Raw genomic sequence first — 25186 nt, 5'->3', positions numbered from 1 at the left:
AGCAAGTAGGAGCGATCGACAATGTGGAGTGGGGAAAAAACAACCGCAGAATCAACGACAAAAGAATCCCGCCAGACTTTGCTGTGGGAGGATGACGGGGGACTTTGCCAGCGGGCTTGGGTAGAAATCGATTTAGCAGCTTTAACTCACAATGTAAAACAGCTTAAAAAGCTCTTATCTCCGCACACAGAACTGATGGCAGTTGTGAAAGCGGATGCTTACGGGCATGGTGCTGTTGCAGTCAGTCAAACAGCATTGCAAGCAGGTGCTAGTTGGCTGGGAGTGGCGACAATTCCCGAAGGAATAGAATTGCGAGAAGCTGGGATAGAAGCGCCGATTTTGCTGTTGGGGGCAACCCATACAGCCCAACAGGTAAAGGCGATCGCCCATTGGCACTTGCAGCCCACTATTTGTACTGCCAAACAAGCCCTAATTTTTTCCGAAGTTCTCGCTGATCTTAACCAATCTTTGCCGGTTCACGCTAAGTTAGATACGGGAATGTCTCGCTTGGGTACGCCCTGGCAAGAAGCAACAGAATTTGTGCAATTAGTCAAGCGGTTGCCCAATTTAAAATTAGCCAGTATTTACTCTCACTTGGCGACAGCAGATAGCCCCGACCCCGCAGTTATGAGAGAGCAGCACCAGCGGTTTCAACAGGCGATCGAGCAAATTAAAATAGCAGGAATTAACCCCCCTCGCCTCCACTTGGCCAACTCTGCCGCAGCCCTCGCTGACCCGGCTTTGCACTACGATTTAGTGCGAGTCGGTTTAGCTACCTACGGTCTTTATCCAGCACCTCACTTGCAGTCGATCGCCAATTTGAAGCCTGCAATGCAGGTAAAAGCTAGGGTAACGCAGGTGAAAACAATTGAAGCAGGAACCGGCGTCAGTTACGGCTATAAATTTATAGCTCAGCGCCAGACACAGATTGCCGTAATTGGTATCGGCTATGCAGATGGCATTCCGCGCAATCTTTCTAATAAAATGCAGGTTTTAGTCCGGGGTCACTTCGTGCGGCAAGTGGGCGCGGTAACGATGGATCAATTAATGCTGGATGTAACTGATATTCCCAATTTAGAAGTCGGCGAAGTGGTGACGCTGTTGGGCAAAGATGGGGAATATCAAATTACTGCCGACGATTGGGCCGCGACTTTAGGAACTATTTCGTGGGAAATTCTCTGCGGTTTTAAACACCGATTGCCCCGCGTAGCAGTACACTATTAGCAGTAGTCCGGCAGGGGTTTAAACCCCTGCCTCATAGCAAAATCCGGTTTAAACCGACTCAAGAGTTTGAAGGATAAAATTATCGACTTTAGTCCTATTTTAGAGAACTTCCGCTATGAGATAGGGGTTTTCAACCCCCGTCGGACTCTCGTAATAAGTGATAAGACTGAGACTTCAATTCTCAATTTACAATTCCCAATTCCCAATTGATATGACAGTTATTCAGACGTTTTTACCAATAGCTCAAACCTTCTATACTCAGCTAAATGCAGAAAGAACACAAGCCTTGGAAGTAGCCCAAGAATTCTCGAAAAAATTCGTAGAATTGGGGTTTAAAATTGTACCTCAACTGCTGTGGGCGATCGGCATTTTGTTAATTACGCGATTTGCGATCGGCTTTGCGGGCCGCGTGACTCGCCGAGCACTGAGTCGCACCGAAGCCACCCTGCGAAAATTCTTAGTTCAAGCTGCTGAAATTACGATTTTGGTAGTGGGAGTAGTCGCCACTTTGAATCAGTTGGGAATTCAAACTACCAGCGTGGTTGCGGTGGTGGGTGCAGCGGGTTTGGCGATCGGTTTGGCGTGGCAAAATACTTTGTCGCACTTTGCTGCTGGGGTAATGTTGATTAGTTTGCGCCCTTTTGAAGTCGGAGATGCGATCGAAGCTGGGGATGTTAAGGGAGTGGTGGAGAGCATCGGGATTTTTTCAACAACCGTAGTCACAGACGATCGCATAAAAATTATTGTCCCGAACAATCAGTTGTTTAACGGTACATTGAAAAATACCACGGCAATGGGAACGAGGCGAGTAGACTTGAAAATTGATATTGGCGATCGGCCGATCCGTCCAACTGTAGCTGAGTTATTAGAAATTGCCCACTCTCACCCCCTGGTTTTGGAGAATCCGCCCCCGACTTGTTTGGTAGCCGAGATTACTCCAGACACAACTATTTTATCTCTCCGGCCTTGGTGCGCGTCGGTGGCCTACGAACAAGTGCGATCGCAAGTTCAAGAACACGTCAAAGAAGCAATGAATGCCTACAAAAATCAAGAACACTAGATATCAATCTAAAATCTAAAATCCCAAATCTAGCCGAGGTATTTCCTATGAGCAAGTGGTATCCGCAGCAAATTTTGCAAGAACCCGGTGTCAGAATGACCGCCACCGAAAAACAAACAATTCTCAGCAAATTTCCGCCTCCCGACGAAAACGGTCAAATATATGCCGACGGGGTTTTTGAAGGCGGCGGCGTGCGCGGAGTTGCGTTTTTAGGAGCACTCAGGTGCTGCAACGATTTGGGCATCCGCTGGCGAAAATTGGCAGGCACTTCAGCAGGTGCAATTACCGCCGCAGTATTGGCAACCGACTTGTCAATTGATGATTTAGAGGAAATTTTAGGTCAGCTCGATTACAGCATATTTTTAACTAAAAAAAATAGTCCTCTAATTTTAAACGGCGACCCCGCAGACGACTTGCAATCCCCAGCTTGGACCCTGCTTTTTCTAACAGTTAGCCGTCAAATGGGAGAATATTCGGCGCAGCCTTTCCGGCAGTGGCTGGAAGCAATGCTCGGTCGAGGGAACTTGCACACTTTTGCCGATGTCAAACAAATCGTAAAAGACCGGGAATTAAAAGTAGTAATATCTAACCTCACTCGCGGTGAAATGTTGGTGCTTCCCGACGACTTACATCGGCGCGAATCGACAGATTCCGATGCTTTGTACGAGCAGTTGCACCTCCCAAGCGCTGAACATTTTAGCGTCGCTGAAGCCGTTCGGTTGTCGATGAGTATTCCGCTATTTTTTGAACCCGGAAAACTTGGCGATGACTTAATTGTAGATGGCGGAATTTTGAGCAATTTCCCCCTGTGGATTTATGACAAACAATCCGTCGGTGCGACTCCTGCGTCGCCGCGCTGGTTTACCTTTGGGTTTCGATTAGTCGATACCGGAATTGAGACTAAAGCTAAGATTGATACTCCCCTGTCGATGCTGGCGGCGATGTTCAGAACGATGATGAAAGCAAGAGACCGCTATCACCAGCGGGAAATGGATAAGGGCAGGGTGATTAATATTGATGTGACTGAAGCTGGGGTGACGACGACGGACTTTAATCTCGATGGCGATCGCAAGGCTCACCTGTACCGCTTGGGGTATTTGTATACTAAGAGGTTCTTTTTGAGTGCCAATTTTAGTTGGGAGAAGCACTTGAAGGCTAGGGGCTTTGGGGAGTAGGTTTCGAGTCTTGAGTTGGGCAAGAGGGGGAGATTGGGGAAAATCTGCCTTTTGCCTGCGGCGAAAAGTATACAGAGTAAGGGATTGAGGAATTTTTAAATTAGGGGTTGGCAAAAAGAAGATGTGTGTGCTATAGTTAGTTACTGTCATCTTGGAGAGGTGGCTGAGTGGTCGAAAGCGGCAGATTGCTAATCTGTTAAGGGTGTTAACATCCTTCGAGGGTTCAAATCCCTCCCTCTCCGTTCTAGAGCTTCTAGGAAAAAATTCCTTTTAATCAAATTTTTGGACGGGCTAGAAGCCCATCCCACAAGAAAATTTTGTGGGATGGGCTTCTAGCCCGTCCAAATTATTTTTGCAGTTCAAGTCTACTCTAGCCGCAATAATCAACTACTAAATCTAATTCAGTGTCTTCATCGCTTCTACAAATTGCCGCGATATAAATGGCAAAATCTCTTCATTCTTGCTATTCTCTTTCCCCTCTGTAAATACAACTAACAAATACGGCCGCAAACCCGCTATTTCAATATAAGCAGCATCGTGACGCACTTGACTTGTCAGTCCCGCTTTTGACCACAATTTTGCTGATTCGGGCAATCCACCACCTAAAAAACCCGTTACTTGATTTTCGGGATCTGCCTCTAATTCTGCTGGGTCTAAACTGCGTTTCATTAAACCCATCATTTCTTGCGATGCTTTAGCGGAAACAGCTACGCCGCCGATGATACTGTGCAGCAAACGCGCCGCTGCATTTGTTGTCAGCATATTTCTATTTTCCATTAATTCTCCCAGAAATGCTCGCTCGCGACCGTAGGGGCCGTCACACCAGGTTTTTTGATTGGCGTTAATATTTTGTAATTCCGGCCAATCTAATGATTGAAAGTAACGGTTGACGATGTTTCGCTGCTGTTTCCAAGTTTCAAAGGGCGCGGGTGATAATTCTGGGCCGCTGGTAGTGCCGGTGAGGGCGTCTACTACTAAACTGGTGGCATCGTTGCTGGAATCAACTATCATATCTCGGACGGCGCGTTCTAATTCTGGCGATGTTTTAATCATGCCTTTTTGCGCCCATTCCCAGATGGCAACGAGGTAGAATAATTTAACGATGCTGGCGGGATAAATTCGTTCGGAAGCTCTAGCGCTAAAACCTCGGGGTTGATATTTCCAAAATTCTTCTGGACTCAGGGCGCCGCCTGTATTGACTCGCACCGGCGGATCGTAGACTATCCAGGTAATGGCTGTACGATCGCCACTTAATCCTGTAAATTCTGACAATGCGGAGTCTATAATGCTACTGCCGAGGGTTTCTAATTGTTCGTCTTGGTGAAAAAATGTCATGGTTAATGGCTGACGCTTAACGGTTAACGGCTAGCAGCTAATGGCAATCTATCGTTAAATGCGAACAATTAACAGCAAACAATGAGCAATTAGCAATGGCCAATTATCAATTATCTGATGTTGTGGAGTACCGAACCCGATCGCACATAAATATTTACGATTCCCCAAAGTGCGATCGATTGGCAACTCAAGCAGCGCTGGGGCGACATTTGCGCGTCGTTGAACTCCCCCTAAGACAGAGCGATGTAAACTTGGATACAACGGCTGTGATGGTGCGGCTGTGCGAAGATGATTATCCGGGATGGCTGGATATTCGAGATGTTGAGTTGCTCGATGTGGCAGAAACAGTGTATCATCCTCTGGTGCTTTCTGAGGCGGAAGTTAGAGAAAAATTGCCAATTGCAATTACTTTCGCTCGTGAGGCTATGAACCAATCCAATTATTATCTTTGGGGCGGTACAGTCGGGCCGAATTATGATTGTTCGGGCTTGATGCAAGCGGCTTTTGTGGCCGCAGGCATCTGGTTGCCGAGGGATGCTTATCAGCAAGAAGCTTTTACTAAACCTATTAGTATCCGTGCTTTAGAACCGGGAGATTTAGTATTTTTTGGTACGCCAGAAAAAGCAACTCATGTAGGATTGTATCTCGGAGATAATCGCTACATTCACAGTTCTGGAAAAGCACAAGGTCGCAACGGTATCGGTATCGATGTTTTGTCGGACGATGGCGATCTAGTCAGTCAAGCTTATTACCAGCAATTGCGGGGATATGGTAAAGTTGTGGCAAGTTATCAACCTCATTAGTTGTTGACGGTTGACGGTTGACTGTTGACTGTTGACTGTTAACTAATGACTAATGACCAATGACTAATGATTACTGATGTTATCTAACAAAGAAATGGACGCTGCATTATTTTTGGAAAAATTGGCTGCACAGCAGGCTGGCGCTGAGGTGGTTCTCGACGTTTCAGTGGTGGTGCCGGTGTATAATGAGGTGGAAAGTTTGCCTCATTTGATTGAGGCGATCGCCTCTTCTATCCAACCATCTGGACTCAGCTATCAAATTATTTGTGTAGATGACGGTTCTAAGGACGGTTCTGCTGAACTTCTCCAGCAGTTAGCCAGCACTCGCAATGACCTTTGTGCTGTAATTTTGCGTCGCAATTACGGGCAAACTGCTGCCATGTCGGCAGGTTTCGATCGCGCTCGCGGCCGTGCTATTGTTACCCTAGACGGCGATTTGCAAAATGACCCTGCTGATATTCCGCTGTTGTTGGCAAAGTTAAATGAAGGCTACGATTTAGTTAGCGGCTGGCGGAAAAATAGGCAGGATAATACTATTAGCCGGTTGATTCCTTCTAAAATTGCTAACTGGTTAATTGGTCGCGTTACAGGTGTAACTTTGCATGACTACGGCTGTTCTTTGAAAGCTTATAAATCCGAGTTGGTAGCAGACTTGAATCTCTACGGGGAATTGCACCGCTTTTTACCTGCTTTGGCGTTTATTGAAGGGGCGAGAATTGCAGAACTGCCTGTGCGACACCACGCCCGCCGTTTCGGTCAAAGTAAGTACGGAATTTGGCGGACTTTTCGCGTGTTGATGGATTTGTTAACTATTTCTTTTATGAAAAAGTTCCTGACTCGACCGATGCACGTTTTTGGACTTTTGGGACTGAGTTCTATGACGTTGGGAACGGTTTTAGGGATTTATTTGACAGTCTTAAAATTTGCTTTTGGTCAAAGTATTGGCAATCGTCCTTTGCTGATTTTGGCTGTGGTTTTGCTGTTAACTGGCGTGCAGTTATTTTGTTTTGGTTTGCTGGCGGAAGTGATGATGCGGACTTATCACGAGTCGCAGGGAAAACCGATTTATCGGGTGCGCGAGGTGTTTGGTTCTAAGTAAGGGGTTGATCCCAATTGTACTCCGTGATAAAAAGAGGAAAAGTTTTGAGTTGTAAGTTAAATAATTTAAAACTCACCACTCAAAACTACTTCCTAATCTTCAATTCTCTCATCTAAAATCTCAAATCTCAAATCTAAAATTGATTTACTTTTTGAGCTTGTCGGAGAGATGTAATAGTTGCGATCGCGTGTTCGGCGACTGCATCTATTTCTGCTTCGGTATTGAACCGGCCAATACCAAACCGAATTGAAGCATAAGCTAATTTGTCCGATCGCCCGATCGCTGCTAAAACATGAGATGGCGATATTTTTGCGGAAGTGCAAGCAGATCCCGAAGAAACTGCCGCCGCCGGTTGCAAACCCAACATCAACGCTTGACCGTCAACCCCCCCTACACTAATATTGAGATTTCCCGGCAATCTCTTAGTAGCGTGACCGTTGAGATAAACATCTCCCAATTCACTCAAGTTTTCCCACAAACGCTGCCGCAAATTAACCACTCGTTCTGTTTCCGACGGCATTTCTGCAATTGCCAATTCTACTGCTTTGGCAAACCCAACTATTTGCGGTGGGTAGAGAGTGCCCGATCGCATTCCCCGTTCGTGGCCTCCTCCGTGCATCTGCGGCGCTAGCTGCACTCTCGGTTTGTTGCGGCGCACGTAGAGAGCACCGATCCCTTTTGGCCCGTAAATTTTGTGGGCTGTCAAGGACATTAGATCGATATTCATCTCCTCTACGTCGAGGGGAATTTTGCCGATAGCCTGTGCCGCATCTGTGTGAAAAAGAATGTCATTTCCGCGACAAATTGCAGCAATTTCTGCGATCGGCTGAATGACGCCAATTTCGTTGTTAGCCGTCATCACTGAAACTAAAATTGTCTCGGCGCGAATCGCTTTGATCAAATCGCCTATATCAATCAGCCCGTCGTTTTTCACAGGTAAAACAGTAATGTCAAACCCCAATTTTTGCAAATAGGTACAGGGGTCGAGAATTGCATTGTGTTCGGTTTTTACTGTGATAATGTGCTTTCCTTTACTGAAATAAGCTTCGGCGATGCCTTTAATCGCTAAGTTATTTGCTTCGCTGGCGCCGCTGGTAAAAACAATTTCTTCTGGGGAGGCGTTGATCGCTTCTGCTATGATTTGTCGTGACTGTTTTACCGCTGCTTCTGCTTCCCAGCCGTAGACGTGGTTGATGCTGGCTGCGTTGCCAAATTGTTCGGTGAAATACGGCAGCATCGCATCAAGTACCCGTGGATCTACGGGGGTTGTGGCGTGATTGTCGAGGTATATAGGACGTGCGGACATAGTGCAGGGTTGGGTGAAAAAAGTGTTAGGTTTATTGTAGACGAGCCCTTTGTTCTACTACAAAACTTTATAATTAACAAATATTTGTAAAGATTTATGCGAGCTGACATTCAGGGATTAGAAATTACTCTCGGTGAGCTCAAGCACCTCACCGGCGCAGGGCCCGATCGCGTATACCGACCGCCGACAGCGACTAAGTTTGCCCGCGAAGCCTTGAAAACTGTCGGTTTAATTGTTTTGGTTCTCATCAGTTGTTGGCTGCTGGTTGCGATATTTCCTAGAGCTTATTTGTTGTGGTTCGCCCTTCACTTCGCTGCGATAGTGGGTTTAATCTTTGAGGATGCGTGGAAAATCCGGTGCAGTCGGCAAAACCAACATTTAATCAATCTTTTTGATGATGTCGATCGCTATAATGGTATAATCGAAGCGATCGCAATTAACGATCGGATAGAAGATGCTGGCAATGCGGAAGTCAAAATAGGCGATCGCGCAAAAGTCATTCAAGCTTTGCAGCTAATCAGAGACGATTTAGTTCGAGCTTTAAAAACTGAAAGAATTCTTAGGGAAAACAAAAAATTTGTCGCTACTAACTCCGAATTGTTTGCCACTAACTTAAGAAATTTGAATGCCCTGCAAATTAGCGATCGAGCCAGCGAACAAGGGCGATTGCTCAACGAAGCTTTGCAGGTAGCCGTGGGAGTTCAAGCAGAAATGAAAAAGTTGCAAGATCGAAACGCTGCTCATTTTAAAAATGGCAAAACTTAGTAGCGGACACGGCTGCCTGCGCCTCTTACCTAGTAGCAATATGCAGCTTACTGAACCGATCTAACTCAAACACATTCTCCAAATTATAAGTTAGGAGAATTATGAAAAAAATATCATAACTATTGTAAATTTTTTCCTGTTACGTAACAGGTAAGGATATCTTGGAAAGGTGACGTTAACAACCAGGTCAGTATGTCTTCTGTTAAACCCAAGATTATAGTTCTCGACGACGATCCGACTGGTTCTCAAACCGTGCACAGTTGCTTGCTGCTGACACGTTGGGACGAAGACACCCTGCGTTTGGGGCTGCGGGACAAGTGCCCGATTTTCTTCATCCTGACAAATACTCGCTCGCTAACTCCCGAAAAAGCAGCCTCCGTCACCCGCGAAGTGTGCCAAAATCTCAAAAAGGCGATCGCGAGCGAAAAAATCGAAGACTTCCTAATAGTTAGCCGTTCCGATTCTACCCTGCGCGGCCACTATCCCATCGAAACCGACGCGATCGCCGAAGAACTTGGCCCCTTCGACGCCCATTTTCTGATTCCCGCCTTTTTTGAAGGAGGGAGAATGACTCGCCACAGCGTGCACTACCTAATAGTTAACAGCGTCCCGACACCAGTACATCAAACCGAATTTGCCAAAGATTCAGTCTTCGGCTACAGTCACAGTTACCTCCCAGACTATGTAGAAGAAAAAACCAAAGGTCGCATCCCCGCTGATGCAGTCGATCGCATTTTACTCGGAGACATTCGCTACGGAAGTTTAGATCGACTGATGGACATGACAGACAACCAATGTGCAGTTGTTGACGGCCAAAGCCAAGGCGATTTAGACACATTTGCCAAACACATTCTCCATGCAGTCAGTCAAGGCAAAAAGTTTTTATTCCGCAGTGCAGCAAGTATTTTAACATCCTTAGCTGACCTCGGCCCGCAGCCAGTAGCAGCCGACGAAATGGCAAAATACGTGAGGGATGGCAAACCGGGTGCAGTAATAGTTGGTTCCCACGTTAAGAAAACTACTGAACAATTGGAACGCTTGTTAAAAGAACCCAATATAGTTAGCATTGAAATAGATGTATCTCAGTTGGTAGAAGATTCACCAGAGTATCGCACCCAAATGCTCGATGAAATTCTCGAAAAAGTCCGCACTGCTCATGCAGATGGTAAAACGCCTGTAATTTATACCAGCCGCAAGGAACTCGAATTTGAAAATGCCGAAGTTCGCTTAAAATTTGGAGAGGCGGTTTCTGCTTTATTGATGGATATCGTGCGGGGACTGCCGGCAGATATCGGGTTTTTAATTAGCAAGGGCGGCATTACTTCTAATGATGTTTTGAGTACAGGTTTGTCGCTCAAAAGTGTCAGGCAAATCGGTCAAATTATTGCAGGTTGTTCGGTGGTGAAAACCGAGGCTACTCATCCTCTGTTTCCCAATTTGCCAGTTGTTTTGTTTCCGGGAAATGTGGGGGATAGCCATGCTTTGGCTACGGTTTACAAGCGGCTGAGCAAGTAGTATAGCTCGTTGAATCACAGATTAACCCAGATGAATTTAGCTTCGAGTCAGGGAGGATAATGTTCATCTGCGGTTCGTCGATGGGTTTCCATGCTCGATCGAACTTTATGGCAATTCCCACTGCACGGCAACTTCAAAAAAAATCTCTACCCTACTGTTTCCTTGCCAAAGCCACCCAACTATGATACAATAGAAGGTCTGTCTGTAACTCAAGCCGATCGCGCCATCTCCAAATCGCCCCTCAGCAGCCGCTCTCAAAAAAATCAAATTTAGAAAAAAAAATTAAGGCAGAACTCTACATATAGAGCCAACAGCGCCAGAGCTACTGCTATCAGTAGCGTTTCCAGCTTGTACCCGCCTAAATTTTAAAATTAAGTAGAAATTTGCACCTCGTAATTTTTAGCTGAAAGGATTAGCATATAAGGGTGACAGAACATTATCATCCCCTAAACTCATTAAAAGGTGGCCATTGGTTCAAGCTGATCTGTGGGGCGAGCTTTCAGCACCTGCCTGCTGTACGGAATCTCACATTGGCTTACACCTTAGCAGGCGCTGACTGTATCGATGTCGCGGCAGATCCCGCCGCCGTCGCAGCAGCGAAAGAAGCCCTACAAGTGGCCAGCGAATTACAGGCAAGAACTCAAAACCGCAGGTTTGGCGGCAAAGGGTTGCCGTGGCTGATGGTGAGTTTAAATGATGGGGAAGACCCGCATTTTCGCAAAGCCGAATTCAACCCAGCCGATTGTCCGGTGGACTGCTGGCGGCCGTGCGAAAAAATATGTCCAGCCGAAGCAATAGTTTTTCAGAGTGCTGGCAGTGGTTTTTCCGGGGTGATAGACCAGCAGTGCTATGGCTGCGGTCGCTGTCTGCCGATTTGTCCGAGCCAACTGATTTATACTCGTTCTTACGTGTCTGCTCCCGCCGCGATCGCACCTTTAATCTTGCAATCCGGTGCCGACGCCCTAGAAATCCACACGCAAGTAGGCAGAGAGGCAGATTTTGCGCGACTTTGGTCGAGTATAGCTCCCTGGGTCGGTCAACTCAAGGTAATAGCAATTAGTTGCCCCGATGGAGACGGTTTGATTGATTATTTGCGGACACTGTATCAAATAATTTCCCCCCTTCCTTGTCCCCTAATTTGGCAAACCGACGGTAGGCCAATGAGCGGAGATATCGGAACAGGAACTACCAGAGCCGCGGTCAAACTCGGTCAAAAAGTTTTGGCGGCCCAGTTGCCGGGATACGTGCAACTTGCAGGCGGCACTAATGCTCACACTGTCAGCAAGCTGAGAGCCGACGGACTGTTGAAGGATGGCGGGAAAAATTTATTAGTTCCCCCTGTCCCATACATTGCAGGTGTAGCTTACGGCAGCTATGCCAGGGTTTTGCTATCGCCAATTTTAGAACAATTAGAAACAATGCAGACCGATCGAGCCTATGCCGTTCCAGTGGCAGTAGCGCGGTCAGGAGCCGGAGTTCAAACATCTCGGCTACCTCAGCTCGAAGCCGTCCCAGAACTTCTCTCGGAGGCCGTGAGTTTAGCTTGTTCTCTAGTTTCCCAGCTCAAAGAATTTTAGTCAGAAGTCATTAGTCAGAACTCAGAAGCCATTAGTTACAAGTAAAAAACAACTGGCAACTGTTAACTGACAACTGACAACTGACTAAAAAGTTGAAAACGTCACCGAACACATCGAGGCGAATGCAGATTACAGACGACCTCAACAGATTATTAGACATCGTGCCAGATGAGATCCGGCAGCCCTTAGAGCAGCACCCGCAGCGCAACAATCTCATTGAGATTGTGATGGATTTGGGCCGCCGACCTGAAGCTCGTTTTCCATCCTTGGCCGAACCTCTTTCCCAAACGCCGGTTTCCAAGGCACACCTCAACTATTGCATCCAGCGAGTCGGCCACTTCGGCGGCGACAATCGAGCCGGTATCGAGCAAACCCTGCACCGAATTAGCGCCCTTCGCAACCGCAGCGGCGAGATTATCGGCTTGACTTTGAGGGTGGGCCGCGCTGTGTTCGGGACGATCGGCATTATCCGCGATTTAGTGGAAACCGGTCAGTCAATTTTGATGCTCGGCCGCCCCGGAGTCGGCAAAACCACCGCCCTGCGGGAAATTGCCCGCGTGCTCGCCGATGACTTGGAAAAACGGGTGGTAATCATCGACACCTCCAACGAAATTGCCGGAGATGGAGATATTCCCCACCCAGCGATCGGCAGAGCTCGCAGAATGCAAGTTTCCCGTCCCGAACTTCAGCACCAAGTCATGATCGAAGCAGTGGAAAACCATATGCCGCAAGTGATCGTGATTGACGAAATCGGCACGGAACTCGAAGCTTTGGCGGCTCGGACGATCGCCGAAAGGGGCGTGCAGTTGGTCGGTACCGCCCACGGGAACCGGATCGAAAACTTGATGAAAAACCCGACTCTGGCAGATTTAATTGGGGGCATCCAAGCGGTGACGCTGGGAGATGACGAAGCAAGACGGCGCGGTTCTCAAAAGACGGTTTTGGAGCGCAAAGCACCGCCAACTTTTGAAATTGCCATCGAAATGCTCGAACGCGAGCGCTGGGTAATCCACGAGCGAGTTGCAGATGCGATCGACACTCTGCTGCGGGGACGTGAACCGCACCAGCAAATCAGAAGTGTCAGCGAGAGTGGAGAAGTAATTATCGAGCGCGACTCGGCCGCTCCCCCCGCCCGGTTTCCGGGGATGGCAGCTTCCAGCGGCCCGGCTGCTGTCTCGGCAATGCGGCCCGTCACACCGATCTCTGGGTGGCGGAGTGCTGGCAAAATGGTGCCGATGCCCGCTCCCAGCGAGAACTTCGCTGCTAAGAGCGCGCCGGTTTCTGAGACTCGGTATTTCGAGCAACTGCTCGAAGAATCCCTGTCCGTCGAACCAGTACCCAACCCCGGACGCTATTCCCATAATGTCGGCCCTAACGGCGAAGATTTGCCCCTCCACGTTTATCCTTACGGCATACCTCGCCACCAGCTCGAACAGGTGATTTCAACGCTGAACCTGCCGGTGCTGCTGACGAAGGATATTGAGAGTGCTGACGTGGTTTTGGCTTTGCGATCGAACGTTCGGAACCAGTCGAAATTGAGGCACTTGGCCAAAACTCGCCAAGTTCCCCTGCACACAATTAAGGCTGGCACTATACCCCACGTAGCGAGAGCTTTGCGGCGCCTATTGGACATGGATGACCCGGGCACCCCGGAAGTGGCAGACCTCGCCTTATTCGCCCGCAGCGGTTCTTCTGATGAGATCGAAGCTCTCGAAGAAACCCGCTTGGCAGTCGAGCAAATCGTCATTCCCAAGGGACAGCCGGTGGAACTCCTGCCCCGTTCTCCGAATGTCCGCAAAATGCAGCACGAACTTGTGGAACACTATCACCTGAAGTCCCACAGTTTTGGGGAAGAACCCAATCGTCGCTTGCGGATATATCCAGCTTAAAGTTGGAGATTAGTGCTTTTGAAGGCAGAAGGTAGAAGGCAGAAGGGATAATTTTTTCCTGGCTTGTGTCTTTTACCTTTTGCCTTTTTCTTTTGAGTAGCTGGCAAGTTTCTGATATGATGTTTTGTAACACTGTTCTTGTTAATGCGATCGGCTAAATTCTAAATTTCTAATTTCCAATTCCCCAATTTCCAATTACCAATTCTTCGACTACACGAGCTTACAAGTTGCCCAATTCCCAATAGTTCGGCTACGCACTTCCCTTCGGCTCCCTTCGGCTTTGCGAACGGACGAGCCGCGGGTGAGCGGCTATCCTGAGCACAAACTCACCACCAGCTCAGTAAAAGTGGCCACTTCCCAAATTATTAAATGAATCTACCTGAGTTGACATGAATGATTCCATACTTCAGCTATTTATTAACTTAATTACTACTGAGATAGGTGTGCGAATTAGGTTCCAAGATCGAGAGGGTTTGTCTCATAAAATTATGAGTCGAATGAGAGCAAAAAAAATCCCCGAACCCGAAAAATATTATAAACTTTTAACCGCCAAAACTTTTGAAAGTAAAAAGGAATGGGCAGAATTAGTATTGGTATTAACAACAATAGAAAGTTATTTTATGCGAGATAAAGGACAGTTTGCTCTGTTGAAAAAAGTAATTTTTCCTGAATTGATAGAGCAGAAAAGAAACTTGCACAAGACCTTGGGAATGCAGCCGACACTGCGAATCTGGAGTGCGGGCTGCTCCACCGGTGAAGAACCTTATTCTTTAGCTATTGTTTTAAAACAGTTGATTCCCGATTGGGAAGAATGGAAAATATTAATTTTAGGTACAGATATCAATGAAAAAGTAATCAAAAAAGCGCCCCAGGGAGTTTACAGTCATTGGTCGTTTCGCTTGGTTGAACCGCAGATACAAAAGCAGTATTTTTATCAGAGGCAAAATGATTGGCACATTAATCAAGAATTGCGCCCAAGTGTAACCTTTAGCTGTGTTAATTTAATCACAGATGAGTTTCCTAGTATTTACCAAAATCTTTATAACATAGACTTAATTTTGTGTAGAAACGTTTTTGTGTATTTTGAACATAAGTATATTTCACTGGTACTGAAAAAATTTTCCAAGACCCTGAGACCTGGAGGATATTTAATGACCGGTCACGCTGAAGTTTATGGTCAAATTATGAACGAGTTTCAGCCCAAGATTTTTCCGGAGTCGGTGGTTTATCAGCGTCGGGATGCAGTACCGGAGGAAGGCTGTCAAATAGAGTCTAGGGTGGCGACGGTAGGGGAAGCCAACTCGGCATTTCGGGAATTCCCGAAACCAGATACTGTGGGGGATGATAGTGGTGAGTTGCTAACAGGAAAAACCAGATTACCTAGTGTTACTAACAGCAATTTTCCCGAGATGCCGCCCGTATTAACAATAAGTAATCCGCTGGGGAAGATGCTGCGCTCTCGCTATCTGGAGGACGGCTTGGGGAACAATGCCGTATCAGTTACACAAAAAGTAATAGCAGAAAATACTCAAAATAAAACGCCTCAAATGCTAATTTTCGAGGCTAAACAATTATTTAAAAATCAAGATTATGCTGAGGCAATCAACAAGGCACAAGAGTCAATAGACTTGCAGGGGCATAATTTTGATGCTTATTTTTTAATTGCTCAAGTTCATGCAAATGCGGGCAATTATTCTCAAGCAATAGAATACTGTAATCGAGCTAGGAAAGTAGATCCTGGCTCAGTATTGACTGATTATTTACAAGCTCACATTGCTGAAGAACAGGGGCAATTGGAAACAGCAAAAAATTTATTAAAGAGGACTATTTATATGTGTCCATCTTTTGTTTCAGCTTATATAGAACTAGGGAATATATACAATAAAGAAGGTCAAGTAAAAAGAGCGATTAAAATGTACAATTCATCTTGTGAAATCCTGAAAGCACTACCGCAACACACTCCCATAGATTCCCAGGGGAAAATGACAGCTAATCAACTGCTGGTGGATGTTAAAAAAAAATTGTTAAGATTATACAGTAAGGAAACTGTACACTAAAATATGGACACTAAACCGTATCTTATCTTTGAACAGAACGGTTTTCTCTGCGGTATAGAAGCCTGTTATGTTCGGGAAATTTTCTTTCTGCCGGAGTTGACAGCAATTGCAGAAGCACCTCAAGATATTGTTGGGGCGATCGACCTTCGGGGCGAAATTCTGCCCGTGATGGATCTGAATCTGCGTTTTGGATACGCTTGGCAGGAGTATTCTGTGACAGATAGTACGATCGTCATCGAGTGGCAAGAATTTAAAGTCGGTATAATTGTCAATCAAGTTCGCGAAGTTAAGGAACTCTCAGAAGATGCCATCACTTCGCAGTTATCTTACGGGCGAGACCATTCAGAAGCCTCTCATCATTTTGTAGCTGGATTTGCCCGCTGCGAAGCCGATATTATCATGCTGCTGAATCTCGATCGCTTAATTCGATATTCTCCCAAAAAGTTAGAGGAAAGCTGGCCTGTTTCTCCAAACAATGCAGGTAATCAAGAAACAGCAGGTGAGTCAGATACGGAAAGTTTACAGTGGCAAATAAATGCAAAATTGTTAGGCAAAAATCCTCAAATTTTGAGCAATCGTCACGTTTTTCGCCCGCAGGCTACCCCGGAAGAAAAAGCAATTTTTCAATCGCGGACTAATAATTTGAGGCTGCGAGGCAAGGGGGAAAATGATGCTGCAATTAATATGTCCCTGGCGGTGTTTGTTTTGAATGGTGAATACTTTGGTATTCCTTTGGATGTAGTGCGCGAATTTACTGATATTAACCAAGTAACTCCGGTTCCTTGCACTCCCGATCGCATAGTGGGAAATATGAATTTACGGGGAGAAATTTTGACGCTAATTGATATTCGCAGTGTTTTAAATATGTCTTTAAATATGTCGGAGGCTGCAAATTATCTCTCTAAGGCGATCGTTGTTGAAGTGGGGGATTTGGTCGCTGGTATAGTTGTTGACGAAATATTAGATATTATATACTTAAATGTGTCGGAAATGGCGGCTGTTCCGGCTGCACTGCATTCTGCTAACCGCGAATATCTAAGGGGGACAGCTATTTACGGAGAAAAAATGATGGCTATTCTGAGCTTGCAAAAACTGCTGACAAAAGGAGAAGTAGTTGTTGATGAAGAGGTTTGAATGAAGAACAGGACTTATGCAAAGCATATGTGTCATGAGTCAAGTGAAGCATCTGGCTTGATACTTCATTTCCTTCGCAATCCCGATCCAACGCAGAGATCGGAACGGGTAACGAGCGGGACTCAGCATGAGAGAATTATCTTGAAGTGTGTCCAGGACTAGAGAAGTTAGTTATACCAAATCCGCTTTTCAAGCGCTATTTGACAAAGGCATATAATTCGTGTATGCACTGGCTTAAATCAAGGAGAAAAATATGTTGCCTAAAATAAACCACTTAAACATTAGAAACAAGATGCTGTTCGGATATCTAGCACCAGCCGCTATATACTTAGGGTTTCCCTTATTAGTTATTGCTACTACAAATCAGGTATTTAAAAATTTACAAGAAACAGAAAGGGTACAGCAGGTAGTCGGGGAAATAAGTAATATATCGCTAGGTGCGGAGCAAATGGTACGGGGGCTGCGCGGGTATTTAATTAATAATAAAAATCAGCAGTTTTTAAAGGATTTTCAAGCAGGTGCAGAGTTGGCTCGCCAGTCGGCGAATAATATAGAGCATACCGTTAAAGATCCAGAACAGAGAACGCGTTTGCAAAGGATGCGAGAGCTAGTCAATCAATATTATGATGCTTGTAATGAAGACATTGTTCGCTTATTGCAGCAAAATCAGACAACGAAAGCTATCGCTGTATTTAATACAGGGAAGTACACAAATTTTCTGAATAATTTTTTGAAAGTGAACGGGGAATTTCGGGAAACAGAATTAAGTATCGTTAAACAAAAAACGAAAATGACGAAGGAAGCTTTAAGCTTTTTGGTATCGACGCTGCTGGTTGGTTCGGTGCTGTTAGTGCTGTTTGGTGCAGCCATAGCTTGGCTGATTTCTTCAGGAATTGCTCAAACTATTGATCGGGCAATTAGCTCGATCGCCTCTTCTTCCACTGAGATTGCAGCCACCGTGGAAGAACAGGAACGCATGGCAAGTCAGCAAGCAGCTTCAGTAAATCAAACTACTACTACAATGGACGAATTGGGAGCCTCTTCTAGGGCGACATCACAGCAGATCGAAACCGCCGTGGCTCAAGCAATGCAAGCCTTGAATTTAGCTGGAGGTGGCACAAAAGCTGTAGAACAAACTTTAGAAGCAATGGCAACGTTGAAAACTAAAGTTCAGGATATTCAACGACAAATTATAGAGTTGAGCGAACAAACAGATCACATTGGTAATATCTCAACTGTAGTTAGCGATTTGGCGAATCAGACTAATATGTTAGCACTCAATGCTGCTGTTGAAGCAGTCCGGGCGGGGGAACACGGCAAGGGGTTTGGTGTGGTGGCGTCAGAAATTCGCAAACTTGCAGATCGCAGTAAAAAATCAGGAGCACAAATTAATCTATTAGTTGCTGATATTCAAAAGGCAATTAACTCAACGGTAATGGTGGCCGACGAAGGAACTAAAACTGTGGAATCGGGCGTGAATATTGCCTCAGAAACTGCAGCAGCATTTGCAGGAGTTGCCAATGCCATTAACAATGTGGTTTTGAGTTCTCAGCAAATTTCGCTGAATGCCCAACAGCAATCGATCGCGATCGAACAAGTGGTGGAAGCTATGAACTCTCTCAACCAAGCAGCGGCACAAACGGCTTGCGGTATCACTCAAACTAAAGTCGCCACTCAAAGATTGAATGAAGCTGCTTTAGATTTAAAAGCAGTTGTTTAGAATACTTATCACTTATCATTTGTTAAATCTTAATTATGAAACTAAAAGTGAGAAATTGGTCTTTAAGAATAAAAGCTATTGTTTTTGCGCTCTGCCTCAGTACAATCCCACTTTTATTGACAGGAGCGATGACTTATTTATTGGCCAGCGAGTACCTCACTAAGTACGTAATTAAGTACCAAGAATCACGGGCTATCTCTACAGGAAATGAAGTGAGCCACTTTAATTTTGAACGCTACCTAGACATTAAGGAACTAGCTAATTTAGCTATACTGAACGACCCCCGAGTCAGCAAAACCACATCAACCAGTCAAAAACAAGCTCTGTTAGATAAATATGTAAAAGAAGGGGAAGGTTACGACAGTATTGCAGTCGCAGACCTCCAGGGGAATACTATTTTGCAATCGAGCGGAGAACCAATTACAGAGCTAGGCAAGCGCGAGTATTTTCAGGAAGTAATTAAAACTAATCGTCCTACGCTTGTGCAGCCAAGAAAGTCATTTATAAATGGGAAATACGCTTTTTTTGCTGCGGCGCCGATTGTCGATATCAATACAGGGAAAACTATCGCTGTCATCAGGACTCGCACCCCTATAACTTATTTAGAGCAGGGTTTTCAGGAAAACCAAGATAAATTAACCAGAGACTCGGAGGAATTAAAACAAGAAGAATACCATTTGATAGATGGCAATGGCAAGTTTTTCTCAGCAACAGAAATTCAGCAGGTGAGTAGAGATGCACGGTCAGACTTTAGTATTTTTGCCCAAATGCAAGCCAACAGAAAGATTCAGAGTGCCATAGATATCGATCGCCTTGATGGAGCTAAGCAACTCATTACTTACGCTCCAATTGAAACATTAAAAAATATGCCAGAATTGGGTTGGAGTGTGATTATTGCTAACGATACAAAAAATCTATTTGCTCCGCAAAAAGAGTTGCTGTCTGCTCTGATTGCAGGAGTTGGAATGACGGCGGCTATTGTTAGCGCGCTCGCAATTTTTTTGGCTACTCGAGCTACTCGCTCGGTAAATGAAGTTGTGCGGGCGATCGCCTCTTCTTCCTCGCAAATTGCTGTCACCGTCGAACAGCAAGAACGCATTGCCAGCCAACAACTATATGCTGTAGCTCGAACTGCTACTAAAATGGACGAATTGGGCGAATCAAGCAAAGCTTGTGCCGAGCAAGCCGAAGCGGCCGCTTTCGGGGCTGGACAGGCTCTTAAACTCACAGCAGGAGGCAGTCAAGCAGTAGACAATACCTTGAAAGAAATGGCAACTTTGACAGAAAATGTAGGAGCAATTCAAAAGCAAATTTTGCGTTTGAGCGAGCAAACCGATCACATTGGCAATATCTCCGGTTTAGTCAGCGATTTAGCCAACCAAACAAATATGCTCGCCCTCAACGCTGCTGTCGAAGCAGTTAGAGCGGGTGAAAGTGGCAAAGGATTTGCTGTTGTTGCCAGCGAAATTCGCCAATTAGCCGATCGAAGCAAGGAATCAGCGAGCAAGATTAATGCTTTAGTTGCAGACATCCAGAAAGCGATTCGTTCGACAGCAACGGTGACGGATGACGGGACAAAAACTGTGGAAAATGGAGTGAAAATTGCCCGAAAAACCGCCGACGCCTTTGCTGGCGTGGCAGAGGCGATCGATCGCATTGTTTTGAACAGCAAACAAATTTCTTTTACTGCAAGAAACCAGGTGATCGCCATTGAGGATGTAGTTGAAGCAGTCAACTCTCTTAACCTAGCTGCTCAGGAAACAGCATCCGGCATTTCTCAAGTCAAACTCGGCATTGCTCAACTCCACCACGCAGCCCAAGATTTAAAATCAGTAGTTTAGTTAGATGTTGAAGGAAGAAGTCCTATGGAAGTCGGAAGAAGGAAGAGGGGGAGAGTGGGAGTGGGAGAGGGAGAGGCGGAGAGTGGGAAAATTGCCCAATTCCCAATTCCCAATTCCCAATTCCCTATTCTGTTCGGTCCAATTCCCAATTCTTTGCGGCGAAGATGCTTTTCGGCCCAATTCCCAATTCCCAATTCCCCATTCCCAATTCCCTAAAGATATATATGATTGAAGATGAAGAACTCCGAGATGTATTTAAAATTGCTAGTGAAGAACACTTGCAGATACTAGACGATGGATTGCTGTACTTGGAACAACACCCGGGAGACTCAGCTAAGTTAGAACAATTGTTGCGGGAAACTCATTCTCTTAAAGGTGATGCTGGGATGCTTGGAGTAAAAAATGTAGCATCTTTAGCTCATCAAATGGAGCATATCTTAGAAGCTATCAAGCGGGGTGAAACTCAATTGAATTCAGATATTAGTGATCGACTTTCGCAAAGTTTAGACGCCATCCGCAAACTCGTTGACGAAGCCGTCACGGGTGAAGATTCCGGCGTTAATACATTTTACATCCTCGCTAGCATGATGGGTGCTTCTAGTCAGCAACAGCCACAGGCTGCAGCCTCAATAGTAGCTCCCTCATCTTCACAAGTACCAGAACAACCGTTGGTAGAACCGCAATTTACTGAGCCTCCTACCCAAGAACTAGAAACAAATGTTGAAACTTCTGAAGTCCTTAACTTAGAGACAAATTCCTCTTTTTTACCCCTACAATCCCAGCCAGAATTTCTACTGCAAGCTCAAAACTTGCCTGCACCTTCTGAACCCGCCACTGCGTCGGCTTCGCAGTCGGCAGTTACTGCATCCTCAACCTCATCTTACCGCATTGAAACCATTCGTGTTGCTACTCAAAATTTAGACGATTTAATGACTCAAGCAGGGGAACTTACTGTCACAAAAACTCGGCTAGGACACCGAGTTGCAGAGATCGAACAAATTACAACTTTGTGGGAAGAGTGGAGCAGAGAATATTTTGTAACGAGCTTGAATGTTGAGCGGATGCCAATAGATGAAAACGGTATTAAAGCCAACGGTAAATTTAGCCAATTGCAGGATTACTATCAACGTACAGAAGAACGTTTAGAACGTCTCGGAACTTTAGTCAACCGCTTGAGAAATCGAGTTTATGAAGATACTGCCAGACTCGAATTAATCGCCGAGGCATTAGAATCAGGAATTCGCACTCTGAGACTGCTGCCTTTGTCTACTATTTTTAATTTATTTCCTCGAACTGTTCGAGACTTAGCGAAACGGGAAGGTAAAGAAGTTGCATTAGTGATTGAAGGAGGCGAAACTACAGCCGATAAACGCATTTTAGAGGAAATGAAAGACCCTTTAATGCACATGATTAGAAATGCAATCGACCACGGTATTGAAACTGTTGAAGAGCGGCAAAAAATAGGTAAACCTCCCGTGGCTACTCTCCGAATTAAAGGCTATAATGTTGCTAGCAATATTATTATTGAAGTTGCTGATGATGGCAGGGGACTAAATCTAGAGAGCATTAAACAAACGGCTGTAAAACGTAATATTTGTACGCGGGAACAACTGGCAGAAATGACCGATACTCAAGTACAATCTTTAATTTTTAGTCCTGGTTTTTCAACAAAAAAATTTGTTACTGAAGTCTCGGGGCGCGGGGTGGGTTTAGATGTAGTTCGCACTAATGTTGAAGCCCTAAAAGGTAGTATTCAAGTCGAGTCTTTACCGGGAAAAGGATGCACCTTCAAGCTGCAAATAAGCACGTCTTTAGCTACCGTAAATGTATTAATTGTCGTAGTTGAAGACATTCCTTATGCTCTGCCCGTCGAGTTTGTAGACACGGCCAAACAGGTGTCTCAGTCTGAGATATTTGCTATAGAAGGTAAGGCAACTATACTTTCAAACGGTCAGCCTCTGTCAGTTGCTCATCTGACAGATTTACTAGAATTAAACCATAGACAGGGTTGGCAAAGAAATCGGTATTTGAGACAGGAAAACGGTAGCGAAATTATGACCAAAAATCCCCAAGAATTCCTAAATTCAACTTCTTCAAAAATGCCTTGTATTGTTTTGAAAGTTGGGGAGGAAAGATTGGGATTATTGGTAGATGCTTTGATAGACGAACAGGATGTGGTGATGAAACCTCAAAGTCAATTGCTGAAACGGGTGCGAAATGTTTCGGGTGCCACAATTCTGGGTACTGGGGAAGTTTGTATGGTACTCAATCCCCACGATTTGATAAAATCTGTACGCCAGCAAGTTTCGTCCCGTAGGGTTTCTGGTGCGCGATCGCCAATTGAGACTGCCACCAGAAAACAAGTTATACTCTTAGCAGAAGACTCGATCGCCACGCGCACTCAAGAAAAGCGCATCCTGGAAGGTGCGGGTTACGAAGTTGTGACAGCGGTAGACGGATTGGATGCTTTCCATAAATTAAAAACTCGCAATTTTGATGCTGTGATTTCTGACGTACAAATGCCAAATTTAGACGGTTTGGCCCTGACAGTTAAGATTCGGGAGCAAAAAGAATACAGTGAGTTACCGATAATCTTAGTAACATCTTTGGCCTCGGATGAAGATAGAAAAAGAGGAGCGGATGCGGGGGCAAATGCTTATATTCCTAAAGGGAATTTTAATCAAGATGTACTCATAGAGACACTAAAAAGGTTAGTTTAGTCATTAGCCCTTAGTTATTAGCCATTTCTTATTTACTATCAATTTTACTATCAATTAGCGAGATCCAATGCCTCGTGCCCAGTGCACAATTACCATTGCATCGATTCCCAAGACCCAATACTTCGACTACGCGGTTCCTGAGCGAGTCGTGCTTAGCTTAGTCGCTCGCGAAGTCGAAGGGCAGTACAAGTCCCCCATTTCCAATGGCCCATTCTCAATTGCTCATTCCCAATTTCCCCCCAAACTGATGTTATCGCCCATTAAAGTATTGTTAGTTGAAGATTCTCCAGTAGTTACGATCGTCCTCAAACGAATTTTTGATTCCTCCCCCGAAATCAAAGTTGTAGGAACCGCTTGCAACGGGTTAGAAGCACTAGAATTAATCCCGAAACTTCACCCCGAAGTAATCTGTACGGATTTGAACATGGCACCAATGAACGGATTAGAATTTACGAAAGAAGTAATGAAGAAATATCCGCTACCAATTTTAGTAATTAGTGCTTCAGTACAAGCGAATGATACTCAGAATGTATTTCAAGTGTTAAAGGCTGGTGCATTGGATGTTTTTCCGAAACCGATTGGCGGCTTGGTATCAGATTACGAGCGGCTGGGAAATCAATTAATAGCTAAAATTAAAATAGTCGCCGGAGTTAAAGTATTTACACGCCATCCAAAAATGATACAAACAGAAGATAATAACCCACTGGTAAAAATTAACCAAACACCAGTTGCTAATTACAAATTTTTCAACGAAAATCTTAAATCTCCAACTATTAAACTATTGGCTATAGGGGCTTCTACAGGGGGCCCGCAAGCACTATACGCCATTATTTCTAAACTTCCAGCTAGTTTTCCTGTGCCTGTAATTTGTGTTCAGCACATCAGTGAAGGTTTTTTGCAAGGATTAGTTGATTGGCTGGGTAATGAATCGAAACTGCCAGTTAAGATAGCTTCTTTTGGGGAATTGCCACAAGCAGGGACTGTTTATTTCCCGCCAGAAAAACGTCATTTAGAATTGGACTCTCAAGGGCGATTTGTTTATTCAGAAGCTGCTCCTGCCGCGGGGCACTGCCCTTCTGTAACGGTGACATTTAAGTCGGTAGCTAATTTTTATAATCGGGGGGCAGCGGGGGTTTTGCTGACAGGAATGGGTAGAGATGGTGCTGACGGAATGTTGGCTATCGCCAGACAAGGAGGGTTGACAATCGCCCAAGACGAAGCTAGCTGCATTGTCTTCGGAATGCCCAAGGAGGCGATCGCCCTCGGTGCGGCCCAATATGTTCTACCTGTCAGTGCGATCGCTCCCTTACTTCTGGCTAAATTAAAAATTTAGGACTTACCCCGCAAATAGTGCAGAATACCCCGATCCGGGACTGGTTAAAAAAATCGGCGATAAGAGAGCGCGATCGCAACTTTTTAGTTCATTAATTACTCAAATTACTTCATTAATTACTCAAAACTGAATTTTTTTCTAAGTGCGATTATTTGATTTTGATAAACTTACCAATTACCTCGCGCAACTTCTCAGCATCAAACGGCTTAGTTAAATACTCTGTTGCTCCCGCCAAACGCCCCTGTACCTTATCAAAAGCTCCATCTCGCGCTGTCAGCATTACGATCGGCAAATTTTGAAACTGAGGCAAGCTCCGCACCGTGCGGCAGAGTTCCAATCCGTCAATACCAGGCATCGAAACATCGAGCAACAAAACCGAAATTTGTTCGTGATAAATCGTTGACAAAGCATCCACTGCATTATCGGTTACGAGAACTCGAAACTCTTTGCTTAAGGCCTGTTTAACAAGTCCTTGCATCACGACGCTATCATCAACTGCCAAAATAGTTGGTACTTGACTGCTACTTGCAGACATATTATTCTCCCTGTTTATTTATAGTTCTTGAAAATACAAAACATACTTCCTGCAGTTATTTTTTGAGAGTTGGCTCTACGCAATAATTGTCAACCTCA

At 45.2% G+C, this 25186-nt stretch carries 20 protein-coding genes and 1 tRNA gene; 18 read left to right on the top strand and 3 right to left on the bottom strand.

Annotated elements, in window-relative coordinates; genetic code table 11:
* The first annotated feature begins 21 nt into the window (after positions 1-21).
* The 4 genes from D0A34_14875 to D0A34_14860 all read left to right on the top strand — a co-directional run bounded on the left by D0A34_14875 (position 22) and on the right by D0A34_14860 (position 3701).
* Positions 22-1224 carry an alanine racemase gene (locus D0A34_14875; protein ID UNU19990.1) on the top strand — a complete coding sequence of 401 codons (1203 nt, stop codon included), beginning with the start codon at positions 22-24 and terminating at the stop codon, positions 1222-1224.
* Positions 1225-1435: 211 nt separating this feature from the next.
* On the top strand, positions 1436-2284 hold the full coding sequence (locus tag D0A34_14870) for a mechanosensitive ion channel family protein (protein UNU19989.1): 849 nt from the start codon (positions 1436-1438) through the stop codon (positions 2282-2284).
* A gap of 47 nt (positions 2285-2331) precedes the next feature.
* Positions 2332-3459 carry a phospholipase gene (locus D0A34_14865; protein UNU19988.1) on the top strand — a complete coding sequence of 376 codons (1128 nt, stop codon included), beginning with the start codon at positions 2332-2334 and terminating at the stop codon, positions 3457-3459.
* A gap of 153 nt (positions 3460-3612) precedes the next feature.
* Positions 3613-3701: transfer RNA gene (locus D0A34_14860), tRNA-Ser, on the top strand.
* Between the two features lie 154 nt (positions 3702-3855).
* On the opposite strand, the gene D0A34_14855 is transcribed toward D0A34_14860, so the two are convergent.
* A complete protein-coding gene (locus tag D0A34_14855) occupies positions 3856-4794 on the bottom strand; it encodes a serine hydrolase (protein ID UNU19987.1) in 939 nt (312 codons plus the stop codon).
* Between the two features lie 95 nt (positions 4795-4889).
* On the opposite strand from D0A34_14855, the gene D0A34_14850 reads away from it, so the two are divergent.
* Both D0A34_14850 and D0A34_14845 read left to right on the top strand, forming a co-directional pair.
* Positions 4890-5597, top strand: coding sequence for an NlpC/P60 family protein (locus D0A34_14850; GenBank protein UNU19986.1), 708 nt, complete (start codon positions 4890-4892; stop codon positions 5595-5597).
* 94 nt (positions 5598-5691) lie between these two features.
* Positions 5692-6696: a glycosyltransferase gene (locus D0A34_14845; protein ID UNU22307.1), complete on the top strand. Its 1005-nt coding sequence runs from the start codon at positions 5692-5694 to the stop codon at positions 6694-6696.
* 133 nt (positions 6697-6829) lie between these two features.
* Here the strand turns inward: D0A34_14845 and D0A34_14840 are convergent, their stop codons facing one another.
* A complete protein-coding gene (locus tag D0A34_14840) occupies positions 6830-8002 on the bottom strand; it encodes an IscS subfamily cysteine desulfurase (protein ID UNU19985.1) in 1173 nt (390 codons plus the stop codon).
* 96 nt (positions 8003-8098) lie between these two features.
* Here D0A34_14840 and D0A34_14835 point away from each other — a divergent pair, with 96 nt between their 5' ends.
* From D0A34_14835 to cheB, 12 genes are all read left to right on the top strand, one after another.
* The gene (locus tag D0A34_14835) at positions 8099-8767 is read left to right on the top strand and encodes a hypothetical protein (protein ID UNU19984.1); all 669 of its coding nucleotides are present in this window, start codon (positions 8099-8101) and stop codon (positions 8765-8767) included.
* A gap of 192 nt (positions 8768-8959) precedes the next feature.
* Positions 8960-10282 (top strand): four-carbon acid sugar kinase family protein, encoded by a 1323-nt coding sequence (locus tag D0A34_14830; GenBank protein ID UNU19983.1) that lies wholly within the window; start codon positions 8960-8962, stop codon positions 10280-10282.
* A 90-nt stretch (positions 10283-10372) separates the two neighbouring features.
* Positions 10373-10555 carry a hypothetical protein gene (locus D0A34_14825; protein UNU19982.1) on the top strand — a complete coding sequence of 61 codons (183 nt, stop codon included), beginning with the start codon at positions 10373-10375 and terminating at the stop codon, positions 10553-10555.
* A gap of 152 nt (positions 10556-10707) precedes the next feature.
* Complete coding sequence (locus tag D0A34_14820; GenBank protein UNU19981.1) at positions 10708-11859, top strand: 4Fe-4S ferredoxin; 1152 nt, start codon at positions 10708-10710, stop codon at positions 11857-11859.
* Between the two features lie 122 nt (positions 11860-11981).
* Positions 11982-13748, top strand: a complete 1767-nt coding sequence (locus tag D0A34_14815) for an AAA family ATPase (GenBank protein ID UNU19980.1) — start codon at positions 11982-11984, stop codon at positions 13746-13748.
* Between the two features lie 389 nt (positions 13749-14137).
* Positions 14138-15805: a tetratricopeptide repeat protein gene (locus tag D0A34_14810; GenBank protein ID UNU19979.1), complete on the top strand. Its 1668-nt coding sequence runs from the start codon at positions 14138-14140 to the stop codon at positions 15803-15805.
* 3 nt (positions 15806-15808) lie between these two features.
* Positions 15809-16939: a chemotaxis protein CheW gene (locus D0A34_14805; GenBank protein UNU19978.1), complete on the top strand. Its 1131-nt coding sequence runs from the start codon at positions 15809-15811 to the stop codon at positions 16937-16939.
* 253 nt (positions 16940-17192) lie between these two features.
* Positions 17193-18659: a chemotaxis protein gene (locus D0A34_14800; protein ID UNU19977.1), complete on the top strand. Its 1467-nt coding sequence runs from the start codon at positions 17193-17195 to the stop codon at positions 18657-18659.
* Positions 18660-18787: 128 nt separating this feature from the next.
* On the top strand, positions 18788-20500 hold the full coding sequence (locus D0A34_14795; protein UNU22306.1) for a methyl-accepting chemotaxis protein: 1713 nt from the start codon (positions 18788-18790) through the stop codon (positions 20498-20500).
* A gap of 4 nt (positions 20501-20504) precedes the next feature.
* Positions 20505-20732, top strand: coding sequence for a hypothetical protein (locus D0A34_14790; protein ID UNU19976.1), 228 nt, complete (start codon positions 20505-20507; stop codon positions 20730-20732).
* Positions 20725-23220, top strand: coding sequence for a hybrid sensor histidine kinase/response regulator (locus D0A34_14785; protein UNU19975.1), 2496 nt, complete (start codon positions 20725-20727; stop codon positions 23218-23220). Before D0A34_14790 ends, D0A34_14785 begins: the two co-directional genes overlap by 8 nt.
* A gap of 247 nt (positions 23221-23467) precedes the next feature.
* Positions 23468-24553, top strand: coding sequence for a chemotaxis-specific protein-glutamate methyltransferase CheB (gene cheB / locus D0A34_14780; protein ID UNU22305.1), 1086 nt, complete (start codon positions 23468-23470; stop codon positions 24551-24553).
* A gap of 148 nt (positions 24554-24701) precedes the next feature.
* On the opposite strand, the gene D0A34_14775 is transcribed toward cheB, so the two are convergent.
* Positions 24702-25088: a response regulator gene (locus D0A34_14775; protein ID UNU19974.1), complete on the bottom strand. Its 387-nt coding sequence runs from the start codon at positions 25086-25088 to the stop codon at positions 24702-24704.
* Positions 25089-25186: the final 98 nt, after the last annotated feature.

This window comes from Microcoleus vaginatus PCC 9802 (genome assembly GCA_022701275.1).
In the GTDB taxonomy this organism is placed as follows: domain Bacteria; phylum Cyanobacteriota; class Cyanobacteriia; order Cyanobacteriales; family Microcoleaceae; genus Microcoleus; species Microcoleus vaginatus_A.
This window is presented reverse-complemented; position numbering and strand designations above follow the sequence as displayed.

Bases quoted from the DNA above. Each gene is read 5' to 3' on its own strand.
- D0A34_14845 (UNU22307.1), top strand. From the start codon at position 5,692: ATGGACGCTGCATTATTTTTGGAAAAATTGGCTGCACAGCAGGCTGGC.
- D0A34_14795 (UNU22306.1), top strand. From the start codon at position 18,788: ATGACTTATTTATTGGCCAGCGAGTACCTCACTAAGTACGTAATTAAG.
- D0A34_14830 (UNU19983.1), top strand. From the start codon at position 8,960: ATGTCTTCTGTTAAACCCAAGATTATAGTTCTCGACGACGATCCGACT.
- D0A34_14835 (UNU19984.1), top strand. From the start codon at position 8,099: ATGCGAGCTGACATTCAGGGATTAGAAATTACTCTCGGTGAGCTCAAG.
- D0A34_14790 (UNU19976.1), top strand. From the start codon at position 20,505: ATGTTGAAGGAAGAAGTCCTATGGAAGTCGGAAGAAGGAAGAGGGGGA.
- D0A34_14815 (UNU19980.1), top strand. From the start codon at position 11,982: ATGCAGATTACAGACGACCTCAACAGATTATTAGACATCGTGCCAGAT.
- D0A34_14870 (UNU19989.1), top strand. From the start codon at position 1,436: ATGACAGTTATTCAGACGTTTTTACCAATAGCTCAAACCTTCTATACT.
- D0A34_14875 (UNU19990.1), top strand. From the start codon at position 22: ATGTGGAGTGGGGAAAAAACAACCGCAGAATCAACGACAAAAGAATCC.
- D0A34_14850 (UNU19986.1), top strand. From the start codon at position 4,890: ATGGCCAATTATCAATTATCTGATGTTGTGGAGTACCGAACCCGATCG.
- D0A34_14800 (UNU19977.1), top strand. From the start codon at position 17,193: ATGTTGCCTAAAATAAACCACTTAAACATTAGAAACAAGATGCTGTTC.
- cheB (UNU22305.1), top strand. From the start codon at position 23,468: ATGTTATCGCCCATTAAAGTATTGTTAGTTGAAGATTCTCCAGTAGTT.
- D0A34_14840 (UNU19985.1), bottom strand. From the start codon at position 8,002: ATGTCCGCACGTCCTATATACCTCGACAATCACGCCACAACCCCCGTA.
- D0A34_14810 (UNU19979.1), top strand. From the start codon at position 14,138: ATGAATGATTCCATACTTCAGCTATTTATTAACTTAATTACTACTGAG.
- D0A34_14865 (UNU19988.1), top strand. From the start codon at position 2,332: ATGAGCAAGTGGTATCCGCAGCAAATTTTGCAAGAACCCGGTGTCAGA.
- D0A34_14825 (UNU19982.1), top strand. From the start codon at position 10,373: ATGCTCGATCGAACTTTATGGCAATTCCCACTGCACGGCAACTTCAAA.
- D0A34_14785 (UNU19975.1), top strand. From the start codon at position 20,725: ATGATTGAAGATGAAGAACTCCGAGATGTATTTAAAATTGCTAGTGAA.
- D0A34_14855 (UNU19987.1), bottom strand. From the start codon at position 4,794: ATGACATTTTTTCACCAAGACGAACAATTAGAAACCCTCGGCAGTAGC.
- D0A34_14775 (UNU19974.1), bottom strand. From the start codon at position 25,088: ATGTCTGCAAGTAGCAGTCAAGTACCAACTATTTTGGCAGTTGATGAT.
- D0A34_14805 (UNU19978.1), top strand. From the start codon at position 15,809: ATGGACACTAAACCGTATCTTATCTTTGAACAGAACGGTTTTCTCTGC.